The organism is Kitasatospora sp. P5_F3 (assembly GCF_054049135.1).
The window spans coordinates 1-23,525 of record NZ_JBFUMY010000085.1 but is presented as its reverse complement, the minus strand read 5'-3'; the positions used below and the strand labels follow the sequence as shown (position 1 = coordinate 23,525).

At 72.2% G+C, this 23,525-nt stretch carries 25 protein-coding genes; 7 read left to right on the top strand and 18 right to left on the bottom strand.

The features are described 5' to 3' along the window. The 6 genes from ACXJMZ_RS32110 to ACXJMZ_RS32085 form a co-directional block, all read left to right on the top strand. The coding region (locus tag ACXJMZ_RS32110; RefSeq protein WP_457033537.1) for an ATP-binding protein at positions 1-1,086 on the top strand (1,086 nt) is incomplete at its 5' end. A 5-nt stretch (positions 1,087-1,091) separates the two neighbouring features. Then, entirely contained in the window at positions 1,092-1,478 is a 387-nt protein-coding gene (locus tag ACXJMZ_RS32105) for a roadblock/LC7 domain-containing protein (RefSeq protein WP_457033536.1), read from the top strand. Positions 1,479-1,542: 64 nt separating this feature from the next. Beyond that, positions 1,543-1,902, top strand: coding sequence for a DUF742 domain-containing protein (locus tag ACXJMZ_RS32100; protein WP_457033535.1), 360 nt, complete (start codon positions 1,543-1,545; stop codon positions 1,900-1,902). Continuing rightward, a complete protein-coding gene (locus ACXJMZ_RS32095) occupies positions 1,883-2,500 on the top strand; it encodes a GTP-binding protein (RefSeq protein ID WP_457033534.1) in 618 nt (205 codons plus the stop codon). The genes ACXJMZ_RS32100 and ACXJMZ_RS32095 overlap by 20 nt, the downstream gene beginning before the upstream one ends. Next, a complete protein-coding gene (locus ACXJMZ_RS32090; RefSeq protein WP_457033533.1) occupies positions 2,497-3,987 on the top strand; it encodes a cytochrome P450 in 1,491 nt (496 codons plus the stop codon). Before ACXJMZ_RS32095 ends, ACXJMZ_RS32090 begins: the two co-directional genes overlap by 4 nt. Before the next feature lie 163 nt (positions 3,988-4,150). Further along, complete coding sequence (locus ACXJMZ_RS32085; protein ID WP_457033532.1) at positions 4,151-5,044, top strand: CinY protein; 894 nt, start codon at positions 4,151-4,153, stop codon at positions 5,042-5,044. Positions 5,045-5,057: 13 nt separating this feature from the next. On the opposite strand, the gene ACXJMZ_RS32080 is transcribed toward ACXJMZ_RS32085, so the two are convergent. The 5 genes from ACXJMZ_RS32080 to ACXJMZ_RS32060 form a co-directional block, all read right to left on the bottom strand. Next, a complete protein-coding gene (locus ACXJMZ_RS32080) occupies positions 5,058-5,738 on the bottom strand; it encodes a GAP family protein (protein WP_457033531.1) in 681 nt (226 codons plus the stop codon). Between the two features lie 3 nt (positions 5,739-5,741). Beyond that, positions 5,742-6,107 (bottom strand): SHOCT domain-containing protein, encoded by a 366-nt coding sequence (locus ACXJMZ_RS32075; protein WP_457033539.1) that lies wholly within the window; start codon positions 6,105-6,107, stop codon positions 5,742-5,744. Positions 6,108-6,185: 78 nt separating this feature from the next. Then, a complete protein-coding gene (locus ACXJMZ_RS32070) occupies positions 6,186-7,481 on the bottom strand; it encodes a chitinase (RefSeq protein ID WP_457033530.1) in 1,296 nt (431 codons plus the stop codon). A 259-nt stretch (positions 7,482-7,740) separates the two neighbouring features. Continuing rightward, a complete protein-coding gene (locus tag ACXJMZ_RS32065; RefSeq protein WP_457033538.1) occupies positions 7,741-8,118 on the bottom strand; it encodes a sensor histidine kinase in 378 nt (125 codons plus the stop codon). Further along, a complete protein-coding gene (locus tag ACXJMZ_RS32060) occupies positions 8,058-8,486 on the bottom strand; it encodes a HAMP domain-containing protein (RefSeq protein WP_457033529.1) in 429 nt (142 codons plus the stop codon). The genes ACXJMZ_RS32065 and ACXJMZ_RS32060 overlap by 61 nt, the downstream gene beginning before the upstream one ends. A 271-nt stretch (positions 8,487-8,757) precedes the next feature. Here ACXJMZ_RS32060 and ACXJMZ_RS32055 point away from each other — a divergent pair, with 271 nt between their 5' ends. Then, complete coding sequence (locus ACXJMZ_RS32055) at positions 8,758-9,537, top strand: alpha/beta fold hydrolase (RefSeq protein WP_457033528.1); 780 nt, start codon at positions 8,758-8,760, stop codon at positions 9,535-9,537. 86 nt (positions 9,538-9,623) lie between these two features. Here ACXJMZ_RS32055 and ACXJMZ_RS32050 read toward each other — a convergent pair whose 3' ends face one another. From ACXJMZ_RS32050 to ACXJMZ_RS31990, 13 genes are all read right to left on the bottom strand, one after another. After that, the gene (locus tag ACXJMZ_RS32050; protein ID WP_457033527.1) at positions 9,624-9,914 is read right to left on the bottom strand and encodes a DUF1330 domain-containing protein; all 291 of its coding nucleotides are present in this window, start codon (positions 9,912-9,914) and stop codon (positions 9,624-9,626) included. 3 nt (positions 9,915-9,917) lie between these two features. Beyond that, a complete protein-coding gene (locus tag ACXJMZ_RS32045) occupies positions 9,918-10,220 on the bottom strand; it encodes a Dabb family protein (protein ID WP_457033526.1) in 303 nt (100 codons plus the stop codon). After that, positions 10,217-11,206, bottom strand: a complete 990-nt coding sequence (locus ACXJMZ_RS32040; protein WP_457033525.1) for an ornithine cyclodeaminase family protein — start codon at positions 11,204-11,206, stop codon at positions 10,217-10,219. The genes ACXJMZ_RS32045 and ACXJMZ_RS32040 overlap by 4 nt, the downstream gene beginning before the upstream one ends. Next, positions 11,203-11,913: a hypothetical protein gene (locus tag ACXJMZ_RS32035; RefSeq protein WP_457033524.1), complete on the bottom strand. Its 711-nt coding sequence runs from the start codon at positions 11,911-11,913 to the stop codon at positions 11,203-11,205. The genes ACXJMZ_RS32040 and ACXJMZ_RS32035 overlap by 4 nt, the downstream gene beginning before the upstream one ends. 60 nt (positions 11,914-11,973) lie before the next feature. Continuing rightward, the gene (locus ACXJMZ_RS32030) at positions 11,974-12,924 is read right to left on the bottom strand and encodes a branched-chain amino acid transaminase (protein WP_457033523.1); all 951 of its coding nucleotides are present in this window, start codon (positions 12,922-12,924) and stop codon (positions 11,974-11,976) included. Next, positions 12,921-14,342: a phenylacetate--CoA ligase family protein gene (locus tag ACXJMZ_RS32025; protein WP_457033522.1), complete on the bottom strand. Its 1,422-nt coding sequence runs from the start codon at positions 14,340-14,342 to the stop codon at positions 12,921-12,923. The genes ACXJMZ_RS32030 and ACXJMZ_RS32025 overlap by 4 nt, the downstream gene beginning before the upstream one ends. Positions 14,343-14,422: 80 nt before the next feature. Next, entirely contained in the window at positions 14,423-15,580 is a 1,158-nt protein-coding gene (locus tag ACXJMZ_RS32020; protein ID WP_457033521.1) for a dihydrolipoamide acetyltransferase family protein, read from the bottom strand. Next, entirely contained in the window at positions 15,564-16,598 is a 1,035-nt protein-coding gene (locus tag ACXJMZ_RS32015) for an alpha-ketoacid dehydrogenase subunit beta (RefSeq protein ID WP_457033520.1), read from the bottom strand. The genes ACXJMZ_RS32020 and ACXJMZ_RS32015 overlap by 17 nt, the downstream gene beginning before the upstream one ends. Further along, the gene (locus tag ACXJMZ_RS32010; RefSeq protein ID WP_457033519.1) at positions 16,595-17,662 is read right to left on the bottom strand and encodes a thiamine pyrophosphate-dependent enzyme; all 1,068 of its coding nucleotides are present in this window, start codon (positions 17,660-17,662) and stop codon (positions 16,595-16,597) included. Before ACXJMZ_RS32010 ends, ACXJMZ_RS32015 begins: the two co-directional genes overlap by 4 nt. A gap of 41 nt (positions 17,663-17,703) precedes the next feature. Then, on the bottom strand, positions 17,704-18,867 hold the full coding sequence (locus tag ACXJMZ_RS32005; protein WP_457033518.1) for a cytochrome P450 family protein: 1,164 nt from the start codon (positions 18,865-18,867) through the stop codon (positions 17,704-17,706). A gap of 208 nt (positions 18,868-19,075) precedes the next feature. Next, positions 19,076-20,653, bottom strand: coding sequence for an AMP-binding protein (locus ACXJMZ_RS32000; protein ID WP_457033517.1), 1,578 nt, complete (start codon positions 20,651-20,653; stop codon positions 19,076-19,078). A 90-nt stretch (positions 20,654-20,743) separates the two neighbouring features. After that, positions 20,744-21,673: an oxidoreductase gene (locus ACXJMZ_RS31995; RefSeq protein ID WP_457033516.1), complete on the bottom strand. Its 930-nt coding sequence runs from the start codon at positions 21,671-21,673 to the stop codon at positions 20,744-20,746. Between the two features lie 94 nt (positions 21,674-21,767). Further along, a complete protein-coding gene (locus ACXJMZ_RS31990; protein WP_457033515.1) occupies positions 21,768-23,345 on the bottom strand; it encodes a GMC oxidoreductase in 1,578 nt (525 codons plus the stop codon). Positions 23,346-23,525 lie beyond the last annotated feature (180 nt).

Sequence of the window (23,525 nt, the reverse complement as noted above, 5' to 3'; positions counted from 1 at the left end):
GACGCCGAGGAGGGGCTGCGCGAGTCGGCCCAGCGGGCGTTCGTGAACATCGCCCGCCGGGTGCAGGCGATCGTGCACCGGCAGGCCCAGGACCTGCGCGAGATGGAGGACCGGCACGGCACCGACCCGGCCGTCTTCGACGACCTGCTGCGGCTGGACCACGGCAACGCGCTGGTCGGCCGGCTGGCCGACTCGATCGCTGTCCTCGGCGGCGCCCGCCCCGGCCGCCAGTGGAGCAGGGCGGTGCCGCTGTACAGCGTGCTGCGCGGCGGCATCTCGCGAATCCTGGACTACCAGCGGGTCGAGCTGCACCCGGTCTCCGAGGTCGCGGTGGTCGGCCCCGCCGCCGAGCCGCTGATCCACGCGCTGGCCGAGCTGCTGGACAACGCCACCCGCTACTCCCCGCCGCACACCAACGTGCACCTGACCGCGGTCGAGGTGCAGACCGGCATCGCGATCGAGATCGAGGACGGCGGCCTGAGCCTGAGCGAGGAGGGCCGGGCCCGGGCCGAGCGGATGCTCCGCGAGGCGCAGGAGGGCATCGACCTCAACGACCTCGGCGAGACCCCCAGGCTCGGCCTCGCCGTGGTCGGGCGACTTGCACAGGAGTACGGCTTCCAGGTCTCCCTGCGCCCGTCCGCCTACGGCGGCGTGCGCGCGGTGCTGATCGTGCCGCAGGAACTGATCACCACGGCGCCCGCCGTCGGCCGGGCCCACGGCATCGGTATCGCCTCCGGCGCCCGGCCCGGTTCGGCCGCCGTGCTCCGGTCGGCGGGCGGACCGCAGCCGTGGGGGTCGAGGACGATAGCCGGCTTCAACGCGGAGTCGCCCCTCCGGTCCTCGGCGGCCGGCGGGCCTGCGGCGGTGGGCGAGCTGACCCCGGACGGGCTGCCGCAGCGCCGCCGGCACGCCGCGTCCTCCTGGACCGGCACTCCCGAGGGCGCGGGTGTGCCCGGGCCCACCCCGGCGCCGGTACAGCCCGGTATGTGGCTGGCCGCGTTCCACGAAGGGGTGAACGGCAACACGCCGTCCGGCGGCGGGGCCGGCCACACCAGTGAAGAGTCGGCAGAGAGGGGCGAGGAGTGACCAACATGGACTGGATGCTCAAGGACCTGGCGGACGGTGTTCCGCACGCCCGCCACGTCGTCGTGCTCTCCGCCGACGGCCTGCGGATGGCCCAGTACGGCACCGACACCGACACCGCCGACCGCCTGTCCGCCGCCTGTGCGGGCCTGCAGAGCCTGGCCGCCGCGGTGGGACACGAATTCCCGGACGGCGACGGTCGGATGCGGCTGGTCGTGATCGAGATGGGCGGCGGTTTCTTCTACCTGATGGCGGCCGGCGCCCGGGCCTACCTCGCGGTGCTCGCCGACCAGGGCGTCGACGCCGGGCTGATGGGCCAGCGGATGCGCGACCTGGTCGCCCGGATCGGCGAGCACCTCAGCACTCCGCCGCGCAAGAGCGAGCAGGTCGTATGAGCGAGCGAAACACCGGCAGGTACGTAGGTCGCGAGCCGACCGACGAGCGCAGCGAGGACGGCGGATGAGCGCAGCCGGCCAGGACTGGGAGGAGGACAGCCCCGAGCGGCTCTACGTGATCACGCGCGGTCGCAGCGGCCTGGCCGAGCAGAGCACGTTCGACCTGGTCACCCTGATCGTCGCGCGCTCGGAGCCGACACCCACGATGCAGCCGGAGCACGCGGCGATCCTGCGGATCTGCGGCGCGCCGCTGTCCGTGGCCGAGATCTCCGCCCATCTGCGGCTGCCGATGAGCGTGGTCACCGTGCTGCTGGCGGACCTCCTCACCGAGAAGCGGATCGAGGCGCGGGCCCGCGTCCCGAAGGCAATCCTTCCCGACCATGCCCTGTTGGAGGCGGTGATACATGGACTTCAGAGGCTCTGAGACGGCGCTGGGGCCGGAGAGCGCTGATCTGCTCCCGGCCTCGGCCGCCATGGCGGTCAAGGTGGTGATCGTGGGCGGCTTCGGCGTCGGCAAGACGACCCTGGTCGGCTCCGTGAGCGAGATCCGCCCGCTGAGCACCGAGGAGACGATGACGCAGGCCGGAGCCGGTGTCGACGACACTGCCGGGGTCGAGCGCAAGACCTCCACCACGGTGGCGATGGACTTCGGCCGGATCAGCATCAACGACGAACTGGTGCTGTACGTCTTCGGCACCCCCGGGCAGGAGCGGTTCTGGTTCCTCTGGAACGGCCTGTTCGAGGGCGCCCTCGGCGCGGTCGTGATGGTCGACACCCGCCGCCTCGAGGTCAGCTTCGACGTGATCGGGCGGCTGGAGGACAGCGGCGTGCCCTTCGTGGTCGCGGCCAACGTCTTCCCCGAGTCGCCGACCTACCCGACCGAGGCACTGCGGGCCGCCCTCGACCTGCCCCCTGAGGTGCCGATCGTCACGTGCGACGCCCGGACCCGCGAATCGAGCCGTGACGTCCTGATGGCCCTGATGCGCTACCTGTACAACCTCTCGGCCCCCACCGCCTCATGACACTCCCTCATGACACCCCCGGAGATACCGTGACCTCCCCGTTCCGTGACGCCTCCTCCTCCACCCCGCCGCCCGGCTGTCCCGCCCACGGGACCGGCGTCGACGGGATCGCCGCCGGCGGCCKCCGGCGGCTCTACGGGCCGGAGGCCGAGGCCGACCCGGCGGGCCTGTACGAGAAGCTGCGGGCCGAGCACGGCGAGGTGGCGCCCGTGCTGCTGCACGGCGACCTCCCGGCCTGGCTGATCCTCGGCCACTCCGCGAACCTCACTGCGATGCGGACACCCTCCCGGTTCTCCCGGGACTCCCGCCGCTGGACGGCGTTCCAGGAGGGCCTGGTGACCCCGGACTCCCCGCTGATGCCGGTGATCGCCTGGCAGCCGCTGTGCGTGTTCGCGGACGGCGCGGAGCACCGGCGCCTGCGCGGGGCGGTCACCGACGGTCTGAACCGCTTCGACCGACGGGGGATCCGCCGCTACATCACCCGCTTCGCCGACCAGCTGATCCAGGACTTCGGACCGGCCGGCCAGGCCGAGCTGGTGGCGCAGTTCGCCGAGCACCTGCCGATGCTCGTGATGACCCACGTGGTCGGGATGCCCGAGGAGTACGGGCCCCGACTCGTCGATGCCGCACGGGACTTGATGAAGGGCACCGAGACGGCCATCGCGAGCAACGACTACGTCGTGGCGACGCTGCGCCGGATGATGGAGCGCAAGCGGGAGACGCCCGGCGCCGATCTCGTGTCGTGGCTGATGCAGCACGAAGCGGGGCTCACCGACGACGAGGTGCTGGAGCACCTGCGGGTGGTGCTGCTCGCCGCGAACGAGACGACCGTCAACCTGATCGCGGACACGCTGAAGATGGTCCTCACCGACCGCCGGTTCCGCGCCCACCTGTCCGGCGGCCACATGACGCTGCCCGACGCTCTGGACCAGGTCCTCTGGGACTCCGCGCCGATGTCGCTGGTCGCGGGCCGCTGGGCCACCGGCGACACCGAGCTCGGCGGACAGCAGATCAAGGCAGGCGACATGCTCCTGCTCGGTCTCGCGGCCGGCAACGTCGACCCGGTCGTCCGCCCCGACCTGTCGAAGCCGCTGCACGGCAACCGCGCCCACCTGGCCTTCGGCGGCGGCCCGCACGAGTGTCCTGGCCAGGACATGGGCCGGGCCATCGCCGAGACCGGTATCGACATCCTGCTGACCCGCCTGCCCGACCTCCAACTCGCCATCCCTGAGGATGAGTTGACCTGGACCTCGGCCTGGCTGTCGCGACACCTGGTCGAGCTGCCGGTGCGTTTCACCCCGCGGGCCAAGCCCGCCCGGGAGGCGGCGGCCGCCGTAGGTACTGTGCCCACGACGCGACCCCCGACACCGCCGGTGGTGGTGCCCGCCCCGCCCAGCACCCCGCCCGTCGGCCCGGCCGCCGTGGCCACCGTCCCCCGGCAGCGGAGCGGCTGGTGGGGCGTCCTGACCGGGTGGTTCCGGAACTGACGAGGGCGGCGGGCCGGACGGTCTCCCGGCAGGGCCGGCCGTCCGGGGCGGCGCGCATGCGGGGGCCGGTCCGGGCTCGCAGGATGGAGGCATGGCTGTCATCCCACCGTCACGCACCCGCTCCGCGGCTGTCGCAGCCCTCCTGGCAGCTGCGCTGAGTATCGTGCCGGGCGGCCCCGTCCATGCCTTCACCGGCGACAACCACGAGGACATCACCCGGGCCGCACTGCCCTGGGAGCCCGTCACGCTGACCGCGATGGCCGACGCCCGCGACGGGGCGATCAACGCCGATGACCACCGCCCCTATTTCGACGTCGGACCACTGCACTGCGACAACGCCGACTACCTCGACCTCCGTTACGCCGTCGGCTACCCGCGCACCCGGGACGAGGCCAGCACCGAGCTCCTCGCCTGCATCCGTACCTCCGTGGCCCGCTTCCGCAACGCGGTCCGGGCCGCCGATGGCCTCGTCGACGCCGACGGCACGGTACGCGCCGACCAGAGCGACCTCTCCTCCCCCTGCACGTGGGACGAGAAGCCCGGGCGGGCCAAATGCGCCGTCCTGGAACAGCTCGGCCGCGGCTGGCACCCGATCGAGGACTTCTACTCGCACTCCAACTGGAGCGACCGGGCCGCCGATGGCCCGATCGGCCTCGCCAACCCGCCCGGCCTGGAGCGTACAGAACTCGTGCCGTTCCTCGACATCCGCCGCTACAGCGCCATGAACGACGCCGACTGGACCCGTGAGGCGCGGGAGCGGATCCCCGTGGACCTCACCACCGGCTGCTACCCCGACATCGACTCCACCGGCGTCAAACCCGCCGACTGTGACGGCCGCGTCGCCCACACCCGCACCCTGAACAAGGACACGGTCGCCTCCCCGCGCGGGAAGACGGGCGACAACTTCCACCGAGCGAAGGCCGGGGCCAGCGCCGAGCTCACCCGTCAGTGGAACGACTTCAAGGCCGAGCTGCTCACGGTGTACCCCGATCACCGGCGTGGCGCACAGATGATCTGCGCGCTCGCCCACGACGACCCGGCCGCCGCCTGCCACTGACCTGCCCGGGAGCTCAGGCGGTGAGCTCGTAGAGGCTCCTGCCCACGGTCCACAGGCCGAGGATCAGGCAGGTGACGACGATCGCCTGTTCCTTGTGACGGTCCAGCCATGCGCGCAGGTCCGTCAGGGCCTGCTGCGCCCGCTGCGGCGCGAACACCATGTACAGCTCCATGGTCAGCAGGCTGGAAGTGGCCAGGACGCAGAAGGCCAGGAGCGCCAGGAACGATTCAGCGTGGGCGAGGTCGGCCGCCACCACCGTGGTGGCGGCGACGCCGACCATTCCCCAGGGCTGGAGGAGCACGGCGAGCGAGGCCGCGGACCAGACCGTGATGTTGTCCATCCTGGAGGTCTTCGGGCTCTTGGATGCCACCGGCTTCTCATCGCCCGCGCTGTTGCGGGCACCAGCTGTACGTCGCCGACGGCGCTTGCGCTCGCTGTACACGATCAGTCCCAGCCCGAGCGCCAGCTTGACCACGAGTGCGGCGGTGGAGGCAGGGGAGCGCGGAGGGGGCGGCTGCCCGTCGGTGAGGAGCAGCACGATGGCGATCACCGCCAGCAGGCACGCGAGCCAGGCGAGGATGAACGCCAGCCCCTTCCGCACTCCGAGGGGGGCCGACACGACCACGACGAATGCCGCGATCGGCAACGGGTACAGCGTGATGACCAGGCCGGTGAAGAGCAGGTCGAGCACCATGGCCTATGCAGCGAGAACCTTGGCCTTGGCCTGCTCGAACTCGGCAGCCGTGATGTCGCCCTTGTTCTTGAGCTCGGCGAGCCGGGCCAGCTCCTCCGCCGGACTGCCGCCTCCGGCGGTCTGCTGCACGTAGGTGCGGAACTCCCGCTCGTTGCGCTGGGCCCGGGCCAGCTCGCGTTCACCCATCCCACGCCCGCGGGCGATCAGGTACACGAACACCCCGAGGAACGGCAGGATGATGACGAAGATGCTCCACCCCGCCTTGCCCCAGCCGCCCAGGTCATCGTCGCGGAAGATGTCGCCGATGATCCGGAAGAGCAACATGAACCAGAGCACCCACAGGAAGAGCATCATCATGGTCCAGAACATGTTCAGGAGCGGGTAGTCCACCGCCAGGGCCGCACCCGGGCCCCCCCCCCCACCCGCCGGTGGTGCGGAAGGCGGGGTTCAGCAGGTGCCGTTGTCGGCCCAGACGCCCCACTGGCCGCTGAGGGTCGGGTCCTCGTTCAGGGTCCACCACTTGTTGGTCCAGTAGTGGCCCTTCCAGGAGACCTTGGTGCCCGCGGTGGCGTAGGTGGTGGTCGCGCTCCAGCTCGGCGCGGCCGAGCAGGTGCCGCCGGACGGGCTCGGGCTGGAGCTGGTGCTGGGCGAGGCGCTGGGGGTGGTGGTGGGCGGGGTGGCCCCGGCGAACTTCACCGTGAACTTGGTGAAGTCCCAGTCGTTCTGCACCACGCTGGAGCAGGCGCCGGACAGGCCCGGGTCCACGGTGCCGGCGCACTGGCGGTCGCGGTTGACGGACCAGTAGGTGTAGCGGGCCAGCTTGTGTGCGGTCGCGAAGTCCAGCACGGTCTGGAAGTCGGCCTGCCGGAAGTACTCGGCGGCGTCGGTGCGGCCGTTCATCAGCGAGACGCCCTCGTGGGCGTACGCGGTGGCCTCGTTCCAGCCGAAGGTGCTCTGCAGGATGCCGTTGAACTTCACCAGTGCGTCGGTCTGCGCCGCCGCACCGTTGAAGCCGCCGTCGAACGGCATGATCGAGTAGTTGTCGGGAGTGAAGCCCTGGGACTTCGCCTCCAGCAGCATCTGGGTGCCGAACCAACCGGTGCCGGCGTTGGTGCCCGCAGTGGTGATGGAGATGTAGATGCCCGGGTTGTTCTGCTGCAGGATCCGGGCCGCGCCGATCTCGTTGTGGATCGCGGCGGTGTTCTCGTACTCCGGCTCCTCGAGGTCGAAGTCGATCGCCTTGAGGCCGTACTTGGTCACCACCTTCTGGTACGCGGCGGCGGTCGCCTCCGGGGTGCCGCAGGTCTGGCCGAGTTTGGTGCCGCCGTAGCCGCCCACCGACACCGAGACGTCGCCGCCCTTGTTGCGGATGGTCTGGATCACGGACGGCATGGTGGTGTCGGAGTCGATCGAGGACGTCCCGCCCCAGGCCGGACTGCAGCTGCTGCCCTGGGCCAGGATGAACGCCAGCTGGAACGCCTTCTGGCCGGTCGCGTCCATCACGGCGGCGGCGTTCGGCGGGCTGTTGTCCTCGGGCATCAGGTACGGCGCGGAGGCGTACCAGTTGGAGCCGATCCCGGCGGCGGCGTTCGCCGTACCGGTCGCGGTGACGGCGGCGATCCCGCCGGCCAACAGGCCGAACACGGACAGGGCGACCGCGACGGTCCGGCGCGGACGGCGGCGGAGCGCGGGGGAGTCGGCCGGGCCGGAAGCAGGGGTGTGTGGGGGAAGTGCGCGTTCCATCGGGAACCTCTCCAGGAGGCGGCGAGGACGGCGGCCCGGATGCGCGGAACTGACGTGGGGGTGCGCGGCCGGGTCAACGGTCGGGTACCAAGCCGAAGTTGACGTGACTGCCACTGGTATAGACCTATGTCGGGATGCCGTCAACCCTTGCTGCGCGATCACGGCCGGGGCGGCGGCCGGGCGGTACCCGAGTCGATAAAGGGCAGGTCAATCGGGGGTCAAGGGGTGGCCGTACGCCCCGAATTGACGGCCCGTCGGCCTACCGGGGCGCTGCCGCCGGAAGCGTGATGCGGACCAGGGCTCCCTCGGACATCGGGACCGCCTCGACGCCGCCTCCGTGGGCCTCGGCGATCTGCTTGACGATCGCCAGGCCGAGCCCGGAGCCGGGCAGCGAGCGGGCGGTGGGTGAGCGGTGGAACCGGTCGAAGACGTACGGCAGGTCGGCGGCGGGGATACCGGGGCCGTGGTCGCGGACCTCGACTGTCGCGGAGGTGTCGTGGAGCCGGACGGTGACCAGGACGGGTGGCGGGGCCGCCACGCCCGTGCGGGTGTCGGAACGAGCGGTGGGGGTGAACTTCAGCGCGTTGTCGACGAGGTTCGCGACGGCCCGGTCCAGGGCGTCCGGATCCCCGTGCACCACCACCGGATCCGCTGCGGCGACGGCCACGCCCCGGCGTTCGGCGACCTGGGCGGCCACGATGTCCAGCCGTACGTCCTCGGGGTGCGCAGTTCGTGCGAGGCGTCCGCGACGAGTCGCCGCTGTGCGCCCACCGAACCGTCCAGCGCCACGGTCATCGCGCTGAACGCCGTTGCCAGGCGGCTCACTTCGTCGCGGCCGCCGACCGCCACCCGGGTCGCCAGGTCACGGGTCGAGGTGATGTGCTCGACAGCCGCCGTGAGCGCGCCGACCGGGCGCAGGACCCGGCCGGCCAGGAGTCGCGCGACGAGGGCGGCGAGGAGACCGGCGGCCGGGGTGAGGAGGATCAGCTTCTTACGAAGTGTCATTTCTGGTTCCTCCTCGTGGACTGTCGGGACGGTGGTCGTCGCCGTCCCGATGAGCAGGAGACCAGGCCACCTTCTCGCGCACTGTGGCCGAACCTTCGGATTCCCTCAGGAAGGCCCGGTCGCTGGCCAAGGGACACCCGAGCGACCGATTCTGACGTGGCGTCAGCCCCGGCTGGTGAAAAACCGAGACCGTGGGCGGGGTGGCCTGAAGTACCGTGATTCCCGGAGGCGATCGGCCTCCCGAGGACGGTACGAGACAGAAGTGGATGTCATGGTCACTACCTCAAAGGTGGGCGAACTCCCCCTTGCCGTGCGGGACTACGGTGGGAGCGGTCAGGACGTGCTCCTGATCCACGGCGGAGGGCGGTCCGGGAGCGACTGGGACCCGTTCGCCAAGGTGTTGCTGGAGCAGGGTTTACGGCCCGTCGCCATGGACCTTCGCAGCCACGGGGATTCGGGGTCGGCGCCGTGGTCCTGGTCGGCCGCGGCGGACGACGTGACCGCCGTGGTGGCGGCGCTGGGACTCACCGAGCCGGTGGTGATCGGGCATTCGCTGGGCGGGATGACGGCGGCCGTCTGGGCCACCCGGCACCCGGAGTGCCGGCTGGCGGTCAACCTGGACGGCCACGGCAACCCGAGCAGGCCCGACCAGTTGCTGAACATGGACCAGGTGACGGCCGACTGGGCGTTCGGGCACCTGGCCGAGGAGCTGGAGGACATGGCGAAGGGCATGGACCCGCAACTGCGGCAGATCATGCGGGAGATCGACGCCCTGGACCTGTTCGCCACCTACCGGGCGGTGCAGTGTCCGCTGTTGGTGGTCACCGGTGATCTCGGCGGTGAGTACGCCATGCTGTTCAACGAGCCGGCGGGGCAGGCCTGGGCGGCCGGGTTCGCCTGGCTGAAGGACCAGCTCCACCGGGTCGACGCGGAGTCGCCCCTGGTCACCTGCGCGACGATGCGGACAGGGCACGACCCGCACCGGGAGGACCCGGACGGACTGGTGCTGCTGATCGCCGAGCACTACGAGGGCTTCGCGAACCTGAGCTGAACCGCGCGGCCCCGTCGGGGCCCGACGGTGGCGGGGGTCGGTGCCGTACCGGCCCCCGTCGTCGGCCCTGGTGTCCTGACGGTCCCTCAGATGCCGTTCACGATCAGGAGATCCAGGTCGGTGTGCCCCTGCCGCAGGGCCGCGGCGTCCTGGTAGGCGGCGGACTCGTACCAGTCGCGGGCCCGGTCCACCGTCGGGAACTCGATCAGCACCAGCCAGGTCCCGTCCCAGGAGCCCTCGCGGACGTCGATCTCCCCACCCCGGACCACGAAGCGTCCGCCGTACTCGGCCAGCGTGGCGGGGAAGGTCTCGGAGTAGCGCGCCATGTCGGCGGAGCCGTCCGACCGGCGGACGGTGACGAGTACGTAGGCGGCCATCGGTCAGCCCTCCGGGAGCGGGAAGTCGGCGACCACCCAGGTGGCGATCGTCCGCCACCGGTCGACGCCGGCCCGGTGGTCGGGGTGGTCGAGGTAGCGGGCCACCGCGTCGAGGTCGGCGAACGTGCCGATGAGTGCGAAGTCGTAGCCGATCGCACGGGAGTTGAGGCTGCGGCCGTACTCCCAGCCCAGGATCTCCGGGATGTGGGCGGGATGGGCGGCCGTCGCGGCCTCCGCCTCGGCCGCCCGCGGATCCGACCAGTCCAGGCCGTCGCGGAAGCGGAACAGCACCACGTGGCGGATCACGGCAGCACCAGCTCCGTTCCCCGGCCGGACTCGGCTGCCGCGCGCAGCGCCGTGAAGCCGGCCACCAGGTCCTGGACGGCGGTGCCGACCGACTTGAACAAGGTCCGCTCCCGTGGGTCCGTCCGCCCGGGGCGGTGGCCGAGCAGCACCTCGCCGAGTTCGGCCCGGACGTGGTCCGGGCCGATCAGCCCTTCGTCCAGGGCCAGCCGCAGGTCGCCGGCCTCGGCCCAGGCCGCCTCGCGGCTGTCCACGAACACCGCCGCGTCCCGGACCACGGCACCGGCCAGTTCCCGGTGGTCGGGGAAGGAGGAGCCGACCGCGTTGAGGTGGGTCCCGGGCGCGACCGGGGACGGCCCGACCAGGGGCTCGCGGGCGGAGGTGGTCGTGCAGACCAGGTCGGCGCCGTCCAGCGCCGCCGCCACCCGGTCGGTGACCTCCACGGGCTGCCCGAGCCGGTCCGTCGCCCACCGGCGGAAGGACTCGGCGTTCTCCCGGTTCCGGCTCCAGACCCGCACGCTGCGCAGTTTCCGCACCTCGGCCATCGCCCGCAGGTGGCTGCGGGCCTGGGTGCCGGAACCGAGCACGGCCAGGTCCCCGGCGTCCGGCCGGGCCAGCAGGTCGGTGGCCACCGCCGAGACGGCCGCAGTGCGGATCGCGGTCACCGCAGCAGCGTCCAGCAGGCCCACGCACTCGCCGCTGTCCGGGGCGAAGAGCAGCAGCACCCCGGTGACTGCGGGCCGCCCGCGGGCGGTGTTCCCCGGCACGTGCAGGACCGTCTTGACGGCGAAACCGCCTTCCTCGCCCGCCAGGTGACAGGGCATCGCGGCCATCGCGGCGGCGGCCCGCTCCGGTCGCAGGACCGTCCGCACGGGCTGGGTCGCCAGGCCCTGCGCGTGCAGGCCGAGCGCCGTTCGCATCGCGGAGATCGCCCGCTCCATCGGGAGCAGCTCCTCGATCAGGTCGTGGTCCAGGCAGCGCATGGTCATGATCCCTTCCGGGCTGGTGCGGCTGGTCGGCCCGTCGCTTCGGTGGACGGGTCCGGGAAGGTCGATACGGCGGCGAACACCGACCAGAGCATCCGGATCGCCCGGGTGCGGGAGACGAAGGCGAGTCCGCAGCCCTCGGCGGCGAGTTCGGTGGTCAGCGCCAGGTCCACCTCGTCGCGGTCGGCCATCATGGCGGCCTGGCTGGTGGAGGGGGCGGCCACCACCTCGCCCGCCCAGGCCCCGGCGGGCATGAGCTCCTCGATCAGTGGCTCGGGGGCAGGGTGGGTGGCGACGGTGACCGAGCCGCGCGGCCGGCGGCCCGGCCGGGTGGCGAGGCCGTACTGCGGGGTGTCCAGCACGAAGGCGCCGGCCAGGCGCAGTCGCGGGTCCATGTAGAAGGTGGAGATCCGGGCGTAGGCGTTGGCGACCAGGAGCAGGTCGGCCTCCTCCTTGAGCACCAGGTGGTACGCCTCCTCGTAGCTGTCGCGCAGCGCGATCCTCGGGCCGCCCCGGCCCTTCCCGGGGCCGGCGCCGTCCGCCAGCAGACGGTCCAGCAGGAAGCCGGCGGCGGCCTCGCTGCTGGTGCCGCTGGGGCCCAACGTGCTGACGGTGACGGGGCCGTACGACAGCGGGGTCAGGGCGATGTCCACCACCGGTGGGCCGAACCGTCCGCTGGCAGCCGGGGTCCTGTATCGATAGCCGGTCATCGTAGTTCTGGTCCATCCATGGCCAGGGGAGCGGGAGTCGGGAGGCATCGGGTACTCCGGTCAGCCGTCCAGGCGGACGGCGGTCAGCCACGGCCGGTAGCGCGGCTCGCCGCCGCGGACCAGTCGGTCGTAGCAGGAGCGGAGCTTCTCGGTGAGCGGGCCGGGCGCACCGCGGCCGACGGGGTGTCCGTCGATCTCGGTCACCGGGGCGATCTGGCAGCCGGTGCCGACCAGGAAGACCTCGTCGGCGGTGTAGAGCTCCGAACGTGCCACCGCGCGCTGTTCCACCGGCACCCCGAACTCGGCGGGCAGCAGGTCCAGGACGGCGGCCCGGGTGATGCCGGGAAGGATGTCCGCGTCGGTGCCGGGGGTGGCGGCCCGGCCGTCCCGGACCAGGAAGAGGTTGGCCGTCGAGGCCTCGGCGACGTCCCCGCGCTGGTTGAGGAAGATCACGTCGTCGTAGCCGCCGGAAGCGGCCTCGTCCATCGCCAGGGCGTTGTTGACGTACCCTCCGGTCACTTTGGCCCGGGACGGTACCGAGCTGTCCGGGATCCGCCGCCAGGAGGTCACCGTGCACCGCAGGCCGTGGTCCGGTGTGTAGTCACCCATCGGCAGGGCCTGCACCGTCAGGCCGCTGGTCACGCCGCGCAGTCGCACGCCGAAGCGGGTGCCGGGCTCCAGCGCCCGCTTGGTGGCCAGCGGACGCAGGTAGACGTCCCCCCGGTGGCCGGTGCGCCGCAGCAACTCGACTGTCAGCTCGACCAGTTCGTCCACGCTGTGCCCGAGGTCGATCCGCAGCAGGCGGGCCGAGTCGGCCATCCGTTGGTAGTGGTCGGCGGCCTTGAGCAGCCACAGCTGGTCGTGCTCCGGACTCCAGTACGCCCGGATGCCCTCGAAGACCCCGGTGCCGTAGTGCAGGGCCTGGGTGCTGACGGGCAGTCGGACGTCGCCCTCACGGCGGAACTCGCCGTCGTGGTAGACGATCCGGTCCTCGGGATTCGGCGTGCTCATCGGGACTCCCTGCGTTCGGCGATGGCGAGTGCGGCGCGGCGTTCGCCGTCCGCCGCCCGGCGTCGGTCGTGCAGTCGGGCGGCCTTCCAACTGACCATCGCGCCGGTGCTGGTGATGGCGCCGAGCCGGTCGTGGACCACTCGGGCCCGGCAGGTCCAGCGGTCCTCGACGGCCCGGCGGACCCGGCCGGCGACCGCCTCGTCCAGCCGGGCCCCGGCCGCCGGTTCGAGCGTCACCGTCAGGGTGTCGACACCGTCGGCGGTGTCGATGGCCAGCGAGTAGTCGACGCAGCCGACCGCGTGCTCCAGGACCGTCTCCTCCAGCTCGTAGGCGCTGACCAGCTCGCCCGAGAGCTCGACCCGGTCGCGCACCCGGCCCATCGGCAGCAGGATCGGCGACGGGTAGCGGCTGCCTGCGGTGGCCGGGGTGATCCGGACCAGGTCGCCGGTGCGGTAGCGCACCAGCGGCTTGCTCCCCTGGTAGAGGTGGGTGACCACCAGCTCGCCCTGGCGCGAGCCGCCGGTTTCGGGGACCGGGAGCCCACTCTGCGGGTCCACCACCTCGTACAGGACGTTGAGCGGGACGGTGCGCAGTCGGCCGTCGCTGTGCACCGCACCGAGCACGGAGGCCTCCTGGGAGGCGTAGAGGCAGTTGTGGGCGGTGGCGCCCCACAGGTCGCCGATCCGGCGCAGCAGCCCCGGTGTGGTCAGTTCACCGGTGAGCATCAGCAGGCGGACCGCGAAGTCCCGGGACGGGACCAGACCGGCCTCCGCCGCCTCCTTGGCCAGGGACAGCGCCATGCCCGGGGTGCAGAACAGGGCGGTGACCCGAAGGTCCCGCATCACCTCCAGGGCCCGGGGGAACCCGACCACGGGGGAGTGCGGCCACATCTTGACCACCGACCGGCCGAGGTTGCGGCAGACGTCGCCGAAAGTGTCGCCGGTGGAGTGCAGTTCGGTGGGGCCGAGCACCGCGACCACGTGGTCGTCCCCGTGCGCGCGGAACACCTCGTCGTAACAGACGGTCAGGGCGGTGTTGTTGACCAGACTGTCGACGTTGTCGCGGGGGCAGGGGGTCGAGACGCCGGTGGTCCCGGTGGTCTCGTAGAAGATCCATGCCTCGGAGACCGGCCGGGAGAGCAGGTCGAAGCCGTGGTCGCGGAGGTCGTCCTTGGTGGTGAAGGGGAGCCGGGCCAGCTCCGCCGGGGTGAGCCGGTCGAGGTGTTCGGCGGGCAGCGCCGACAGGTGGCGGGCGTAGAAGGGCGAGTGGTCGGCGACGTAGCGCACGGTGCGGCGGACGGCGTCGGTTCGGTACCGCTCGAGCCGGTCGTTGCTCCAGTCGCCGGCCGCGAAGCCGCGGTGGTCCGCGACCGTTCGCCGGGCGAACGCGTCGAGACTGTCGTCGAAGATGGTGAACATGCTTTCTCCCTCCAGCTGTTCGGGCTTACCGCGGGGTGGGGGTGCGCACGCGGGTGCGCACGTGGGGTGGGTGCCGCCGGTCAGCAGTCGCTGAGCAGACGCAGCGGTCGCTCCACGAGACCCGCGATGTCGTTCAGGAACGCTGCCGCCGCCACGCCGTCGCAGACCCGGTGGTCGAAGGTGACGGCGAGTCGAACGGTGCTGCGCAGGGCGAGGACGCCCTGGTGGGCCCACGGTCGTTCGGTGATCCGGGCGACGCCGAGCATCGCGGCCTGCGGGTGGTTCAGAATCGGGTCGGCGCCGTCCACGGCGAGTGGCCCGTAGTTGTTCAGGGTGAAGGTGCCACCGGTCAGTTCGGCCGCTGAGAGGCCACCCTCGCCGGCGGCCCGCACCACCCGGGTGGTGGCGGCAGCCAGCTCGGCCAGGGACTTCCGGCCGGCCTCGTGCACCACTGGCACCACCAGGCCGTGCGGGCCCTGAACGGCGATTCCCAGGCCGATCGCCCGGTGCCTGGTGATCAGACCGGCCTCGCCGTCGACCGTGGCGTTGAGGGCCGGGTGCCGGCCCAGTGCCGTGGTGCAGATCCTGGCCAGCAGGGCGACCATCGGCATCGGCCGATCGGAGCCTCCGGCCAACTCGCGCCGGGCCGTGAGCAGTTCGGTGGCATCCGCCTCCACCCAGCAGGAGGCGTGCGGTGTCTCGGCCCGGCCCCGCAGGTACTTGCGGGCGGCGGCCCGGTTCACGGCGATCACCTGGTCGCCGTCGACCGGTCCGGCCGGCGCCGGGTGGCGGGACGCGATCGCCCGCTCGACGTCGGCCCGCTCGATCCGTCCGCCGGGGCCGGTACCGGTCAGGGTGGTGAGGTCGACACCGTGGTCCCGGGCGGTCTTGCGGACCACCGGTGACACCACCGCGACCGGTGGCACCGGCGCGACCGGCCCGGCCGCGCGTGGCACCGGCCCGGCTCCGGCCGGTCCCCAGACCGGTCCGGTCCGTTCCGGCCGGACGGTCAGCAGGGGCCGGCCGACCGGCACCGTGTCGCCGGCGGCCGCGTGCAGTTCGGCGACCACGCCCTCGTACGGGCAGGGCAGTTCGACCACGGCCTTGGCCGTCTCGACCTCCGCCACCGGTTGGTCGGTCGCGACGGTGTCGCCGACGGCCACCAGCCACCGGACCAGCTGGGCGTCGGACAGGCCCTCGCCCAGATCGGGAAGTGCGAACTCATGCACGGGGACCACCGGTTCCTCCCACCGGGTCGAGGTGCGGCCGACGGTCCCAGCGGAGGGCGGCCACCGCTGCCAGGACCCGTTCCGGATCGGGCAGGTGGTACGACTCCAGCCGGGGCGGCGGGTACGGGATGTCGAGCCCCGTGACGCGCAGCACCGGGGCCTCCAGGTACGAGAAGCACTCCTCGGTGACCCGGGCGGCGATCTCCGCGCCGGCGCCGCCGAAGCCGCTCGCCTCGTGCACCACGACGGCCCGCCCGGCCGATCTGACGGCCTCGCAGACGGTCTCCTCGTCGAGCGGCACCAGGCTGCGCAGGTCGACCACGGCGAGCTCCAGGCCGTCCCGGCGCCGGGCGGTGTCCGCCGCTGCCAGACAGATCGGCAGGCAGGCGCCCCAGGTGATCAGCACCGCGTCGGTGCCCGGCCGGCGGACCACCGCGCGCCCGATCGGCGGGGCCGTCCCCGGCTCCTGGGGTGACCACGGGGCCTTGGTCCAGTAGCTCCGTTTGGGCTCCAGGAAGACCACCGGGTCGGGCGACTCGATGGACCTGCGCAGCAGGTGGTAGGCGTCCGCCACGGTGCCGGGGGTGACCACCTGCAGCCCGGGGACGTTCAGGTACTGGGCCTCGGAGGAGTCGCTGTGGTGCTCCACCGCACCGATGCCGCCGCCGTACGGGATCCGGATGGTCAGCGGCATCGGGAGCCGCCCCCGGGTGCGGTTGCGCATCTTGGCGACGTGGCTCGCCAGCTGTTCGAAGGCAGGGTAGGCGAAGGCGTCGAACTGCAGCTCGACCACGGGCCGCAGCCCGTACATCGCCATCCCGACGGCGGCGCCCAGGAAGCCGGCCTCGGCGGCCGGCATGTCCGCGCAGCGTTCGGCGCCGAAGCGCTCCGCCAGCCCGGCGGTGATCCGGAACACCCCGCCGAGCGTCCCGACGTCCTCGCCGAGCAGGTGGACCGTCGGGTCCTCGGCGAGGGCGTCGCCGAGGGCCGCGTTGAGGGCTTGGGCCATGGTCGTCGTCGCGGTCATCGGACCAGGCCCTCCGTACGGCCGGGCCCGGCCCACTCGGCCGCCTGCCGGAGCAGATGGGCCGGCGGCGCGGCGTACACGTGCCGGAACAGCTCGGCCGGGTCGGGGTCGGGCGCCTGGGTGATCCGGGCGCGCAGCTCGCGTATCCGGTGGTCGGCGTCCTCCCGGGCCGCCCGGGCGACGGCGTCGTCGACCAGTCCGCGGTCCCGGAGGTGACGCTCCGTCAGGACCAGTGGGTCCCGTCGGCGGGCCTGCTCGACCTCGGCCGCGTCGCGGTAGCGCAGCGGGTCGTCGGTCGTGGTGTGGCCGTCCAGTCGGTAGGTGAGCGCCTCGACCAGCACCGGGCCGCCGCCGGCCCTGGCCGTGGCCAGCGCCTCGGCCAGCACGGTGTGCACGGCGAGCACGTCGTTGCCGTCCACCCGGACCGCCCGGACGCCGTAGCCCGCGCCCTTGTCGGACAGCGCCGCCGCAGCGCACTGCTTGGCGAGCGGGACCGAGATGGCGTAGCCGTTGTTCTGTACCAGGAACACCACGGGCGCGCGGAGCACCCCGGCGAGCGTCAGGGCCTCGTGGAAGTCGCCCTCGCTGGTGGCACCGTCACCGACCAGGGCGAGGGCCGCGACCTGGTCGCCCGCCAGGCGGGCGGCGTGGGCCAGCCCGACGGCGTGCGCGCAGTGGGTGGCCAGCGGGGTGCAGAGCGGCGCCACCCGCGAGCGCACCGGGTCGAAGCCGCTGTGCCAGTCGCCGCGCATCAGGGTGAGCGCCTCGACCGGGTCCACGCCCCGGGCCACCACCGCGAGGATGTCGCGGTAGGTGGGGAACAGCCAGTCCTGCTCGGCGAGTGCCAGCGCGGCCCCGACCTGACAGGCCTCCTGGCCGGTGGTGGACGGGTACACCACCAGGGCCCCTTGCAGGGCAAGGGCGTTGGCGACTTCGTTGAAGCGGCGGCCGGCGACCAGCTCGCGGTACAGCCGCAGTGCAAGGTGGTCGGGCACGCTGTCGGCGGCCCCTGCTCCGAGTGCGGTCACGGTCTCGGGCGCGCCCACGGTTGGCGCCACGGTCATCCTCGGCCCCCTCTGCTGTCGGATCGGACGTGGTACCGGATTCACGCCCGCAGGCGGACCGGCAGGGCTTCCAGACCTCGGACCAGCGTGCTGTGCCGCCACACCAGCTCGTCGAAGTCGCCGGCGAGGCTCAGGTCGGGGAACCGGGTCACCAGCTGACGGAACGCCACCTCGGCCTCCAGCCGGGCCAGCGGAGCACCCACGCAGTAGTGGATGCCGTGGCCGAAGGCGATGTGCCCGCCGGCGTTGCGGGTCACGTCCAGCTGGTCCGGAGCCTCGAAGTGGGCCGGGTCCCGGTTGGCGGCGCTCAGCGCCACGATCACGAACTCGCCCTCGGGAATGGTGGTTCGGCCGACCGTCACCGGCGCGGTGGTGAACCGCAGGGTGGTGAGGTTGACCGGCCCCTCGTACCGCAGCAGCTCCTCCACCGCGCCCGGGAACAGGCTCGGATCACGCAGCAGCAGGGCGCGCTGCTCGGGGTGCTGGAGCAGCGAGAGCACGCCGTTGCTGATCAGGTTGACGGTCGTCTCGTGACCCGCCACCAGCAACAGGAAGGCCATCGAGACCAGCTCGACCTCGGTGAGCTGGTCGTCCTCGTCGGTGGCCTGGACCAGCGCCGTGAGCATGTCGTCGGCGGGGTTGGCCCGCTTGGCGGCGAGCAGTTTGCCGAGGTAGCCCGCCATCGCGGCGGAATCCTCCTGGACCTTCTGCGGGTCGTTGGTGCTCGCCACCGAAACGATGGTGTGGGACCAGGAACGGAAATCGTCGCGGTCCGGCTCCGGAATTCCCAGCAATTCGCAGATCACCGTGGTCGGGAGCGGGAAGGCGAAAGCGTCGATCAGGTCGACGGTCTCGTGCTCCGCCATCCGGTCGATCAGCTCCGCACCGATTTCCTCGATCCGCGGCCGCAGCGCCGCGACCCGGCGGGTGGTGAACGCCTTGCCGACCAGCCGACGCAGCCGGGTGTGGTCCGGCGGGTCGCTGTTGAGCATGTGCTCGACCACCGAGTTGTCGTACTTCCAGCGCTTCGCCGGATCGGCGAAGTGTTGCTCGAAGAGGTGCTCGGCGGCGGTCAGTCGCTTGCTCAGCCGGGGGTCGGCCAGGACCGCCCGCCCCTCCTCCTGGCCCGCCACGATCCAGACCTTCTGGCCGTTCGGCAGTCGGGCCTCGCTGGCCCCGCCGGCGGCGCGCAGTCTGTCGTACACGGGATAGGGATCCTGAAAGAATCCGTCGTCGAGAATCAGCGGACCGATATCACCGGTGTCCACGGGAATCCGAACCCTCCTTCGCGGAGCGCTGCGCGGGCCGATTGCCCGAGGGTGCAACGCTTGCTTTCAAGAGGATTATCCGCCCGCCCGACCGGGCTGCCGAGAACCGTGGCAACTTGCTGCCCCGGTACCGTTCGGCACCGAATCAGCCGCGTTCCCGGAGGGAATTCCGCAGCAGTTTCCCGGACGGCGACTTGGGAATCACGTCCAGGAACTCCACCAGCCGCACCCGCTGGTAAGGGGCGACGCGCTCGGCGACGTACGCCATCACCTCGTCGGCGCCCAACCCCTGGTGGTCGCCGGCCCGGACCACGAAGGCCTTCGGCAGCTCGCCGGCCAGCGGGTCGGGCACCCCGATCACCGCCGCGTCGGCGATGCCGGCGTGGCCGAGCAACACCGACTCCAGCTCGGCCGGCGGGACCTGGTGGCCCTTGTACTTGATCAGTTCCTTCAGCCGGTCCACCACGGTGAAGACGCCCCGGTCGTCGTAGCTGACCACGTCCCCGGTGTGCAGGAAGCCCTCGGCGTCGACGGTCCGCGCGGTCGCCTCCGGGTCGTGGAGGTACCCCTTCATCACATTCGGCCCACGGCACCAGAGTTCGCCCCACTCGCCCGGGCCGACGTCGCGACCGGTGTCAGGGTCGACCACCCGGCACTCCATGTTCGGCACCGCATAGCCGACCGCGGCGGCGTCGACGTCCGTCCGGTGGTCGGGCACCGCGTGCGCGGCCGGGCTGAGTTCGGTCATGCCGTAGCCCTGCCGGACGTGGCAGCCCAGCCGCCGCTGCACCTGGGAGACCACCTCGTCGTCCAGTGGCGCGGCGCCGGAGGAGAGGTACCGGACGCTGGACAGGTCGTAGTCCTCGACCACCGGGTCCTTGGCCAGCATCACCAGCAGCGGCGGAGCGACGGGCAGCCGGTCGATCCGGTACTTGCCGATCATCCCGAGGAACTCGGTGAACTCGAACTGCGGCACGGTGACCACGCCGGCCCCGGCCTGCAGGCTCTGGTTCAGCACGATCTGGATGCCGTAGATGTGGAAGAACGGCATCAGGGCGAGCGTCCGCGACTCTGGCCCCAGCCTGGTCATGAACTTCTGGGTCTGCAGCATGTTCGCCACCAGGTTGCGGTGGGTCAGCATGACTGCCTTGGCGGGCCCGCTGGTCCCGGAGGACCACGGCAGCAGGGCGACGTCCTGGTCGGGCACCACCCCGACCGCGTCGGGCGCCACGCCCAGCGCCACCAGGTCGGCCAGCGCCGGGTACGGGGAGGACGCCGCAGCCGGCCCGTCCAGGACCACCACGTCCCGCTCCGACCAGCCCTGCCGGCACAGCTCCGGCACCGAGCCGAGCAGGGCGGACTCGGTGAACAGCAGCCGTGCCCCGGAGAGCTTCAGCTGCCGGGTCGTCTCGGCCTCGGTCGCCAGCGGGCTCAGCAGGGTCACCGTGGCGCCCGCCCGTAAGGCGCCGTGCACGGCGGCGGCGTACTGCCAGTTGTTGCGGGAGCGGATCGCCAGCACGTCGCCCCGGCGGATGCCCCGCCGTTGCAACGCTCCCGCCAGGGCGGCCACCAGATCGTCGAGTTGACGGTACGTCAGCTCGAATCCGCTCGGTCCGTCGATCAGTGCGATACGGTCCGCGCGACTGCCCAGCTCCCCGAGGACGAAGTCGGTGAGCGGGAGGTCGGGTATCTCGATGTCGGGCCAGGGGCTCCGCAGGGTCAAGGGGTCAGCTCCTCATCCGGATCCGGGCCGTCGGCCCGGACAGCAGAACGGGGCCGGGGCGGCGTGACGTCGCCCCGGCCCCGCCGGGGTTTACGGCAGCGTGCTCTCGAACTCCAGGTTGTCGAGCTCGTGCATGTCGTCGTCGGTCAGCCGCACGTCGGCCGCCGCGATGTTGTCCTCCAGGTGTGCCAGGGAGGAGGTGCCGGGGATCGGCAGGATGGCCGGCGAGTGCTGCAGCAGCCAGGCGATCGCCACCTGCTGCACGGTCACGCCGTGGCGCCCGGCCACCGCGTCCACGCTCGGGTGCTCCTGGATCATCGGGTGGCCCTTGGCGAACGTCCCCGCGCCCAGCGGGAAGTACGGCACGAAGGCGATGCCCTGGCGCTCGCACTCGGCCAGCACGCCACCGCCGCGGCGGTCCAGGATGTTGAACCGGTTCTCCACCGCCGCCACCGGGGCGATCTGCTGGGCCTGCGCCAGCTGCTCGCTGTCCACGGTGCTCAGACCGAGGTGGCGGATCAGCCCCTTGTCCCGCAGGTCGGCGAGGGCCTGGAAGGACTCCAGCACCGGGGTGCCGTCCGAGGGGAGCAGGAAATCGCCACCGACCCGCAGGTAGACGATGTCCAGGTAGTCGCGGCCGAGCCGCCTGAGGTTCTCCTCGACCTGCTCGCGCAGCTGGGCCGGGGAAGCGGCGGCGGGCCAGCTCATGTCCTCGCCCCGGACCACGCCGACCTTGGTGCCGATCACCAGGTGGTCGGCATACGGGTACAGCGCCTCGTGGATCAACTCGTTGGCCACGTGCGGGCCGTAGTAGTCCGCGGTGTCGATGTGGTCGACCCCGAGTTCGACCGCCCGGCGGACCACCGCCAGTGCGGCCTCCCGGTCGGTCGGCGGCCCCCAGACCCCGAGGCCCGGGAGCTGCATCGCGCCGAACCCGAGCCGGTTCACCGTTAAGCCGGCGGCGTTGCTCCACTGGCCGGAACGCGCCGCGTCGGGCGTGGAGTTGGCTGCTTCGCTCATCTGCGTCATTTCCAATTCGATACGGGAGCCCAGCCGTTGGGGCTCCGTGTTTCGTCGTGCACCAAGCAGTCTTCCAGAACGGCATCAGCCGGAGTCACGCTTTGCCCGATCTGCACTGGATGGTCCGGACCGCCCGCGACACGGTGCGTGCGGCGAGCGCGGTGACCGTCAGGGCCGGGGTGACCGCACCGGTCGAACCCGGTATCAGCGAACCGTCCACCACGAACAGGCCGGGGTGGCCGAACACCTCCCCGTCCGGGCCGCAGACCTTGCCGAGCACCGCACCGCCCAGTGGGTGGGAGGTGAAGGCGGCCGTGGTGTTGTACGTCCGGGTGCCGGGATTGGCGGCGTTGAGGCGTTGCAGTACGCCGTCGAGTACGCCGTCGAGTCGCGCGTCGTCGTTCGGATAGGTCAGGCCCACCAGGTCGGTGGCGGCGTCGTAGGCGAACCGGCCCACCGGGTCGGCGACCTGCATGGCGAAGGTTCCCGACACACCCTCACCGGGCACCGGTGAGGCACCACCGGGGAACTCGGCGAGGCTGATCGCGGTCGCCGGGGTGCTCCAGTCGGTGGCCACGATGTGGGCCGGCCCCCCGGTGCTGGGCGGGCCCGGCAGGCCGACCCGGATCGCCAGCCGGTCCGCGTTGTCGCCCCAGTGACTGCCGACCTCCTCCGGCAGCCCGGGCAGGCTGCCCCGGCCCTTGGCGCGGACCAGCAGCTCCGTGGTGCCCATCGAACCGGCGGCCAGGAACACCTGGTCGGCCTCGAAGACCGGGCGGCCGACGACCGTCCCGTACTCGTCGATGCGCTCGCAGGTCACCTGGTAGCGGCCGTTCGGCAGCCGGGTCAGGTCGGTGACCCGGTGCAGCGCCTTCACCGTCACCAGCCCGGTGCGCTCGGCCGCGGCCAGCACCGTCCGGTCGACGCTGAGCTTGGCACCGCTGTTCATGCCGACCTCGGCCTCGCCGGCGATGGCGGAGGCGGGCACCCGGCCCGCGATCTCGTCCCGGACCACGTCCCAGTCGACCTGGATGGCGGGGCGGACGATCCGCAGCCCGGCCGCCGTGGCCTGCCGGACGAACTCCCGGGCGCTGCTGTAGTGCGCGTCGGCGAGCACGTCGTCGGGGATCGGCGTCGCACCCAGCATCCGCAGCGCCGCCGGGTACCAGGTCCGTGCCATCTCGTCGTGGTCGAGCGCACTGCCGAAGCTCCGGTGGAACAGCTCGGCGCCGGGCTGCATGATCAGGCCGTGGTTGACCAGTGAACTGCCGCCCACACCCGCACCGGTGGCCACCGTGATCCCGGTGGCCCGGGTGGTCTCCAGCACTCCGGCGTACTTCGGCACCGGCAGCGTGGTGCTCATCCAGGAGGACCGCTGGTCGGGCGCGGCCAGGGTGCAGAACGTGTCGTGGGCGGCGGTGATCGGCCAGCGCCGGCCGCGTTCCAGGACCACCGACCTGATACCGGCCGAGGCCAGCAGGCGCGCGGCCACCGCGCCCGCGTAGCCGGAGCCGATGACCAGTGCCCCGACCCGCTCCGGCCCGTCGGCCGCCGCCGCGCGGGTCGCCCCGGCGCCGGCCAGTGCCGCGCCGGACACCGCCGCGCCCATCCCGGCCAGCACGCTCCGACGGCTGACGCCCGGTGTGTTCCGGGTGGCTTCCGTTGTTCTCATCCGTCTTCTTCCCTCCATGCCTTCGGCCGCACCGCCCTCGGGCCCGGGCGGTCCGCCGTCGGCAACAGGCTTCCGTGCGGCGACGCCGACCGGCTTCCGGTGGCACGAAGTTGTCAATTCCGCCCGGGCCGCCGGTCAGCCGCAGCCCCCGGCGTGCCCGGGGTCGGCCAGCTCGCCCGG

Bases quoted from the DNA above. Each gene is read 5' to 3' on its own strand.
- ACXJMZ_RS32105 (WP_457033536.1), top strand. From the start codon at position 1,092: ATGGACTGGATGCTCAAGGACCTGGCGGACGGTGTTCCGCACGCCCGC.
- ACXJMZ_RS32100 (WP_457033535.1), top strand. From the start codon at position 1,543: ATGAGCGCAGCCGGCCAGGACTGGGAGGAGGACAGCCCCGAGCGGCTC.
- ACXJMZ_RS32095 (WP_457033534.1), top strand. From the start codon at position 1,883: ATGGACTTCAGAGGCTCTGAGACGGCGCTGGGGCCGGAGAGCGCTGAT.
- ACXJMZ_RS32080 (WP_457033531.1), bottom strand. From the start codon at position 5,738: ATGGTGCTCGACCTGCTCTTCACCGGCCTGGTCATCACGCTGTACCCG.
- ACXJMZ_RS32075 (WP_457033539.1), bottom strand. From the start codon at position 6,107: ATGTTCTGGACCATGATGATGCTCTTCCTGTGGGTGCTCTGGTTCATG.
- ACXJMZ_RS32070 (WP_457033530.1), bottom strand. From the start codon at position 7,481: ATGGAACGCGCACTTCCCCCACACACCCCTGCTTCCGGCCCGGCCGAC.
- ACXJMZ_RS32060 (WP_457033529.1), bottom strand. From the start codon at position 8,486: ATGACACTTCGTAAGAAGCTGATCCTCCTCACCCCGGCCGCCGGTCTC.
- ACXJMZ_RS32055 (WP_457033528.1), top strand. From the start codon at position 8,758: ATGGTCACTACCTCAAAGGTGGGCGAACTCCCCCTTGCCGTGCGGGAC.
- ACXJMZ_RS32050 (WP_457033527.1), bottom strand. From the start codon at position 9,914: ATGGCCGCCTACGTACTCGTCACCGTCCGCCGGTCGGACGGCTCCGCC.
- ACXJMZ_RS32040 (WP_457033525.1), bottom strand. From the start codon at position 11,206: ATGACCATGCGCTGCCTGGACCACGACCTGATCGAGGAGCTGCTCCCG.
- ACXJMZ_RS32035 (WP_457033524.1), bottom strand. From the start codon at position 11,913: ATGACCGGCTATCGATACAGGACCCCGGCTGCCAGCGGACGGTTCGGC.
- ACXJMZ_RS32030 (WP_457033523.1), bottom strand. From the start codon at position 12,924: ATGAGCACGCCGAATCCCGAGGACCGGATCGTCTACCACGACGGCGAG.
- ACXJMZ_RS32025 (WP_457033522.1), bottom strand. From the start codon at position 14,342: ATGTTCACCATCTTCGACGACAGTCTCGACGCGTTCGCCCGGCGAACG.
- ACXJMZ_RS32015 (WP_457033520.1), bottom strand. From the start codon at position 16,598: ATGACCGCGACGACGACCATGGCCCAAGCCCTCAACGCGGCCCTCGGC.
- ACXJMZ_RS32010 (WP_457033519.1), bottom strand. From the start codon at position 17,662: ATGACCGTGGCGCCAACCGTGGGCGCGCCCGAGACCGTGACCGCACTC.
- ACXJMZ_RS31995 (WP_457033516.1), bottom strand. From the start codon at position 21,673: ATGAGCGAAGCAGCCAACTCCACGCCCGACGCGGCGCGTTCCGGCCAG.
- ACXJMZ_RS31990 (WP_457033515.1), bottom strand. From the start codon at position 23,345: ATGAGAACAACGGAAGCCACCCGGAACACACCGGGCGTCAGCCGTCGG.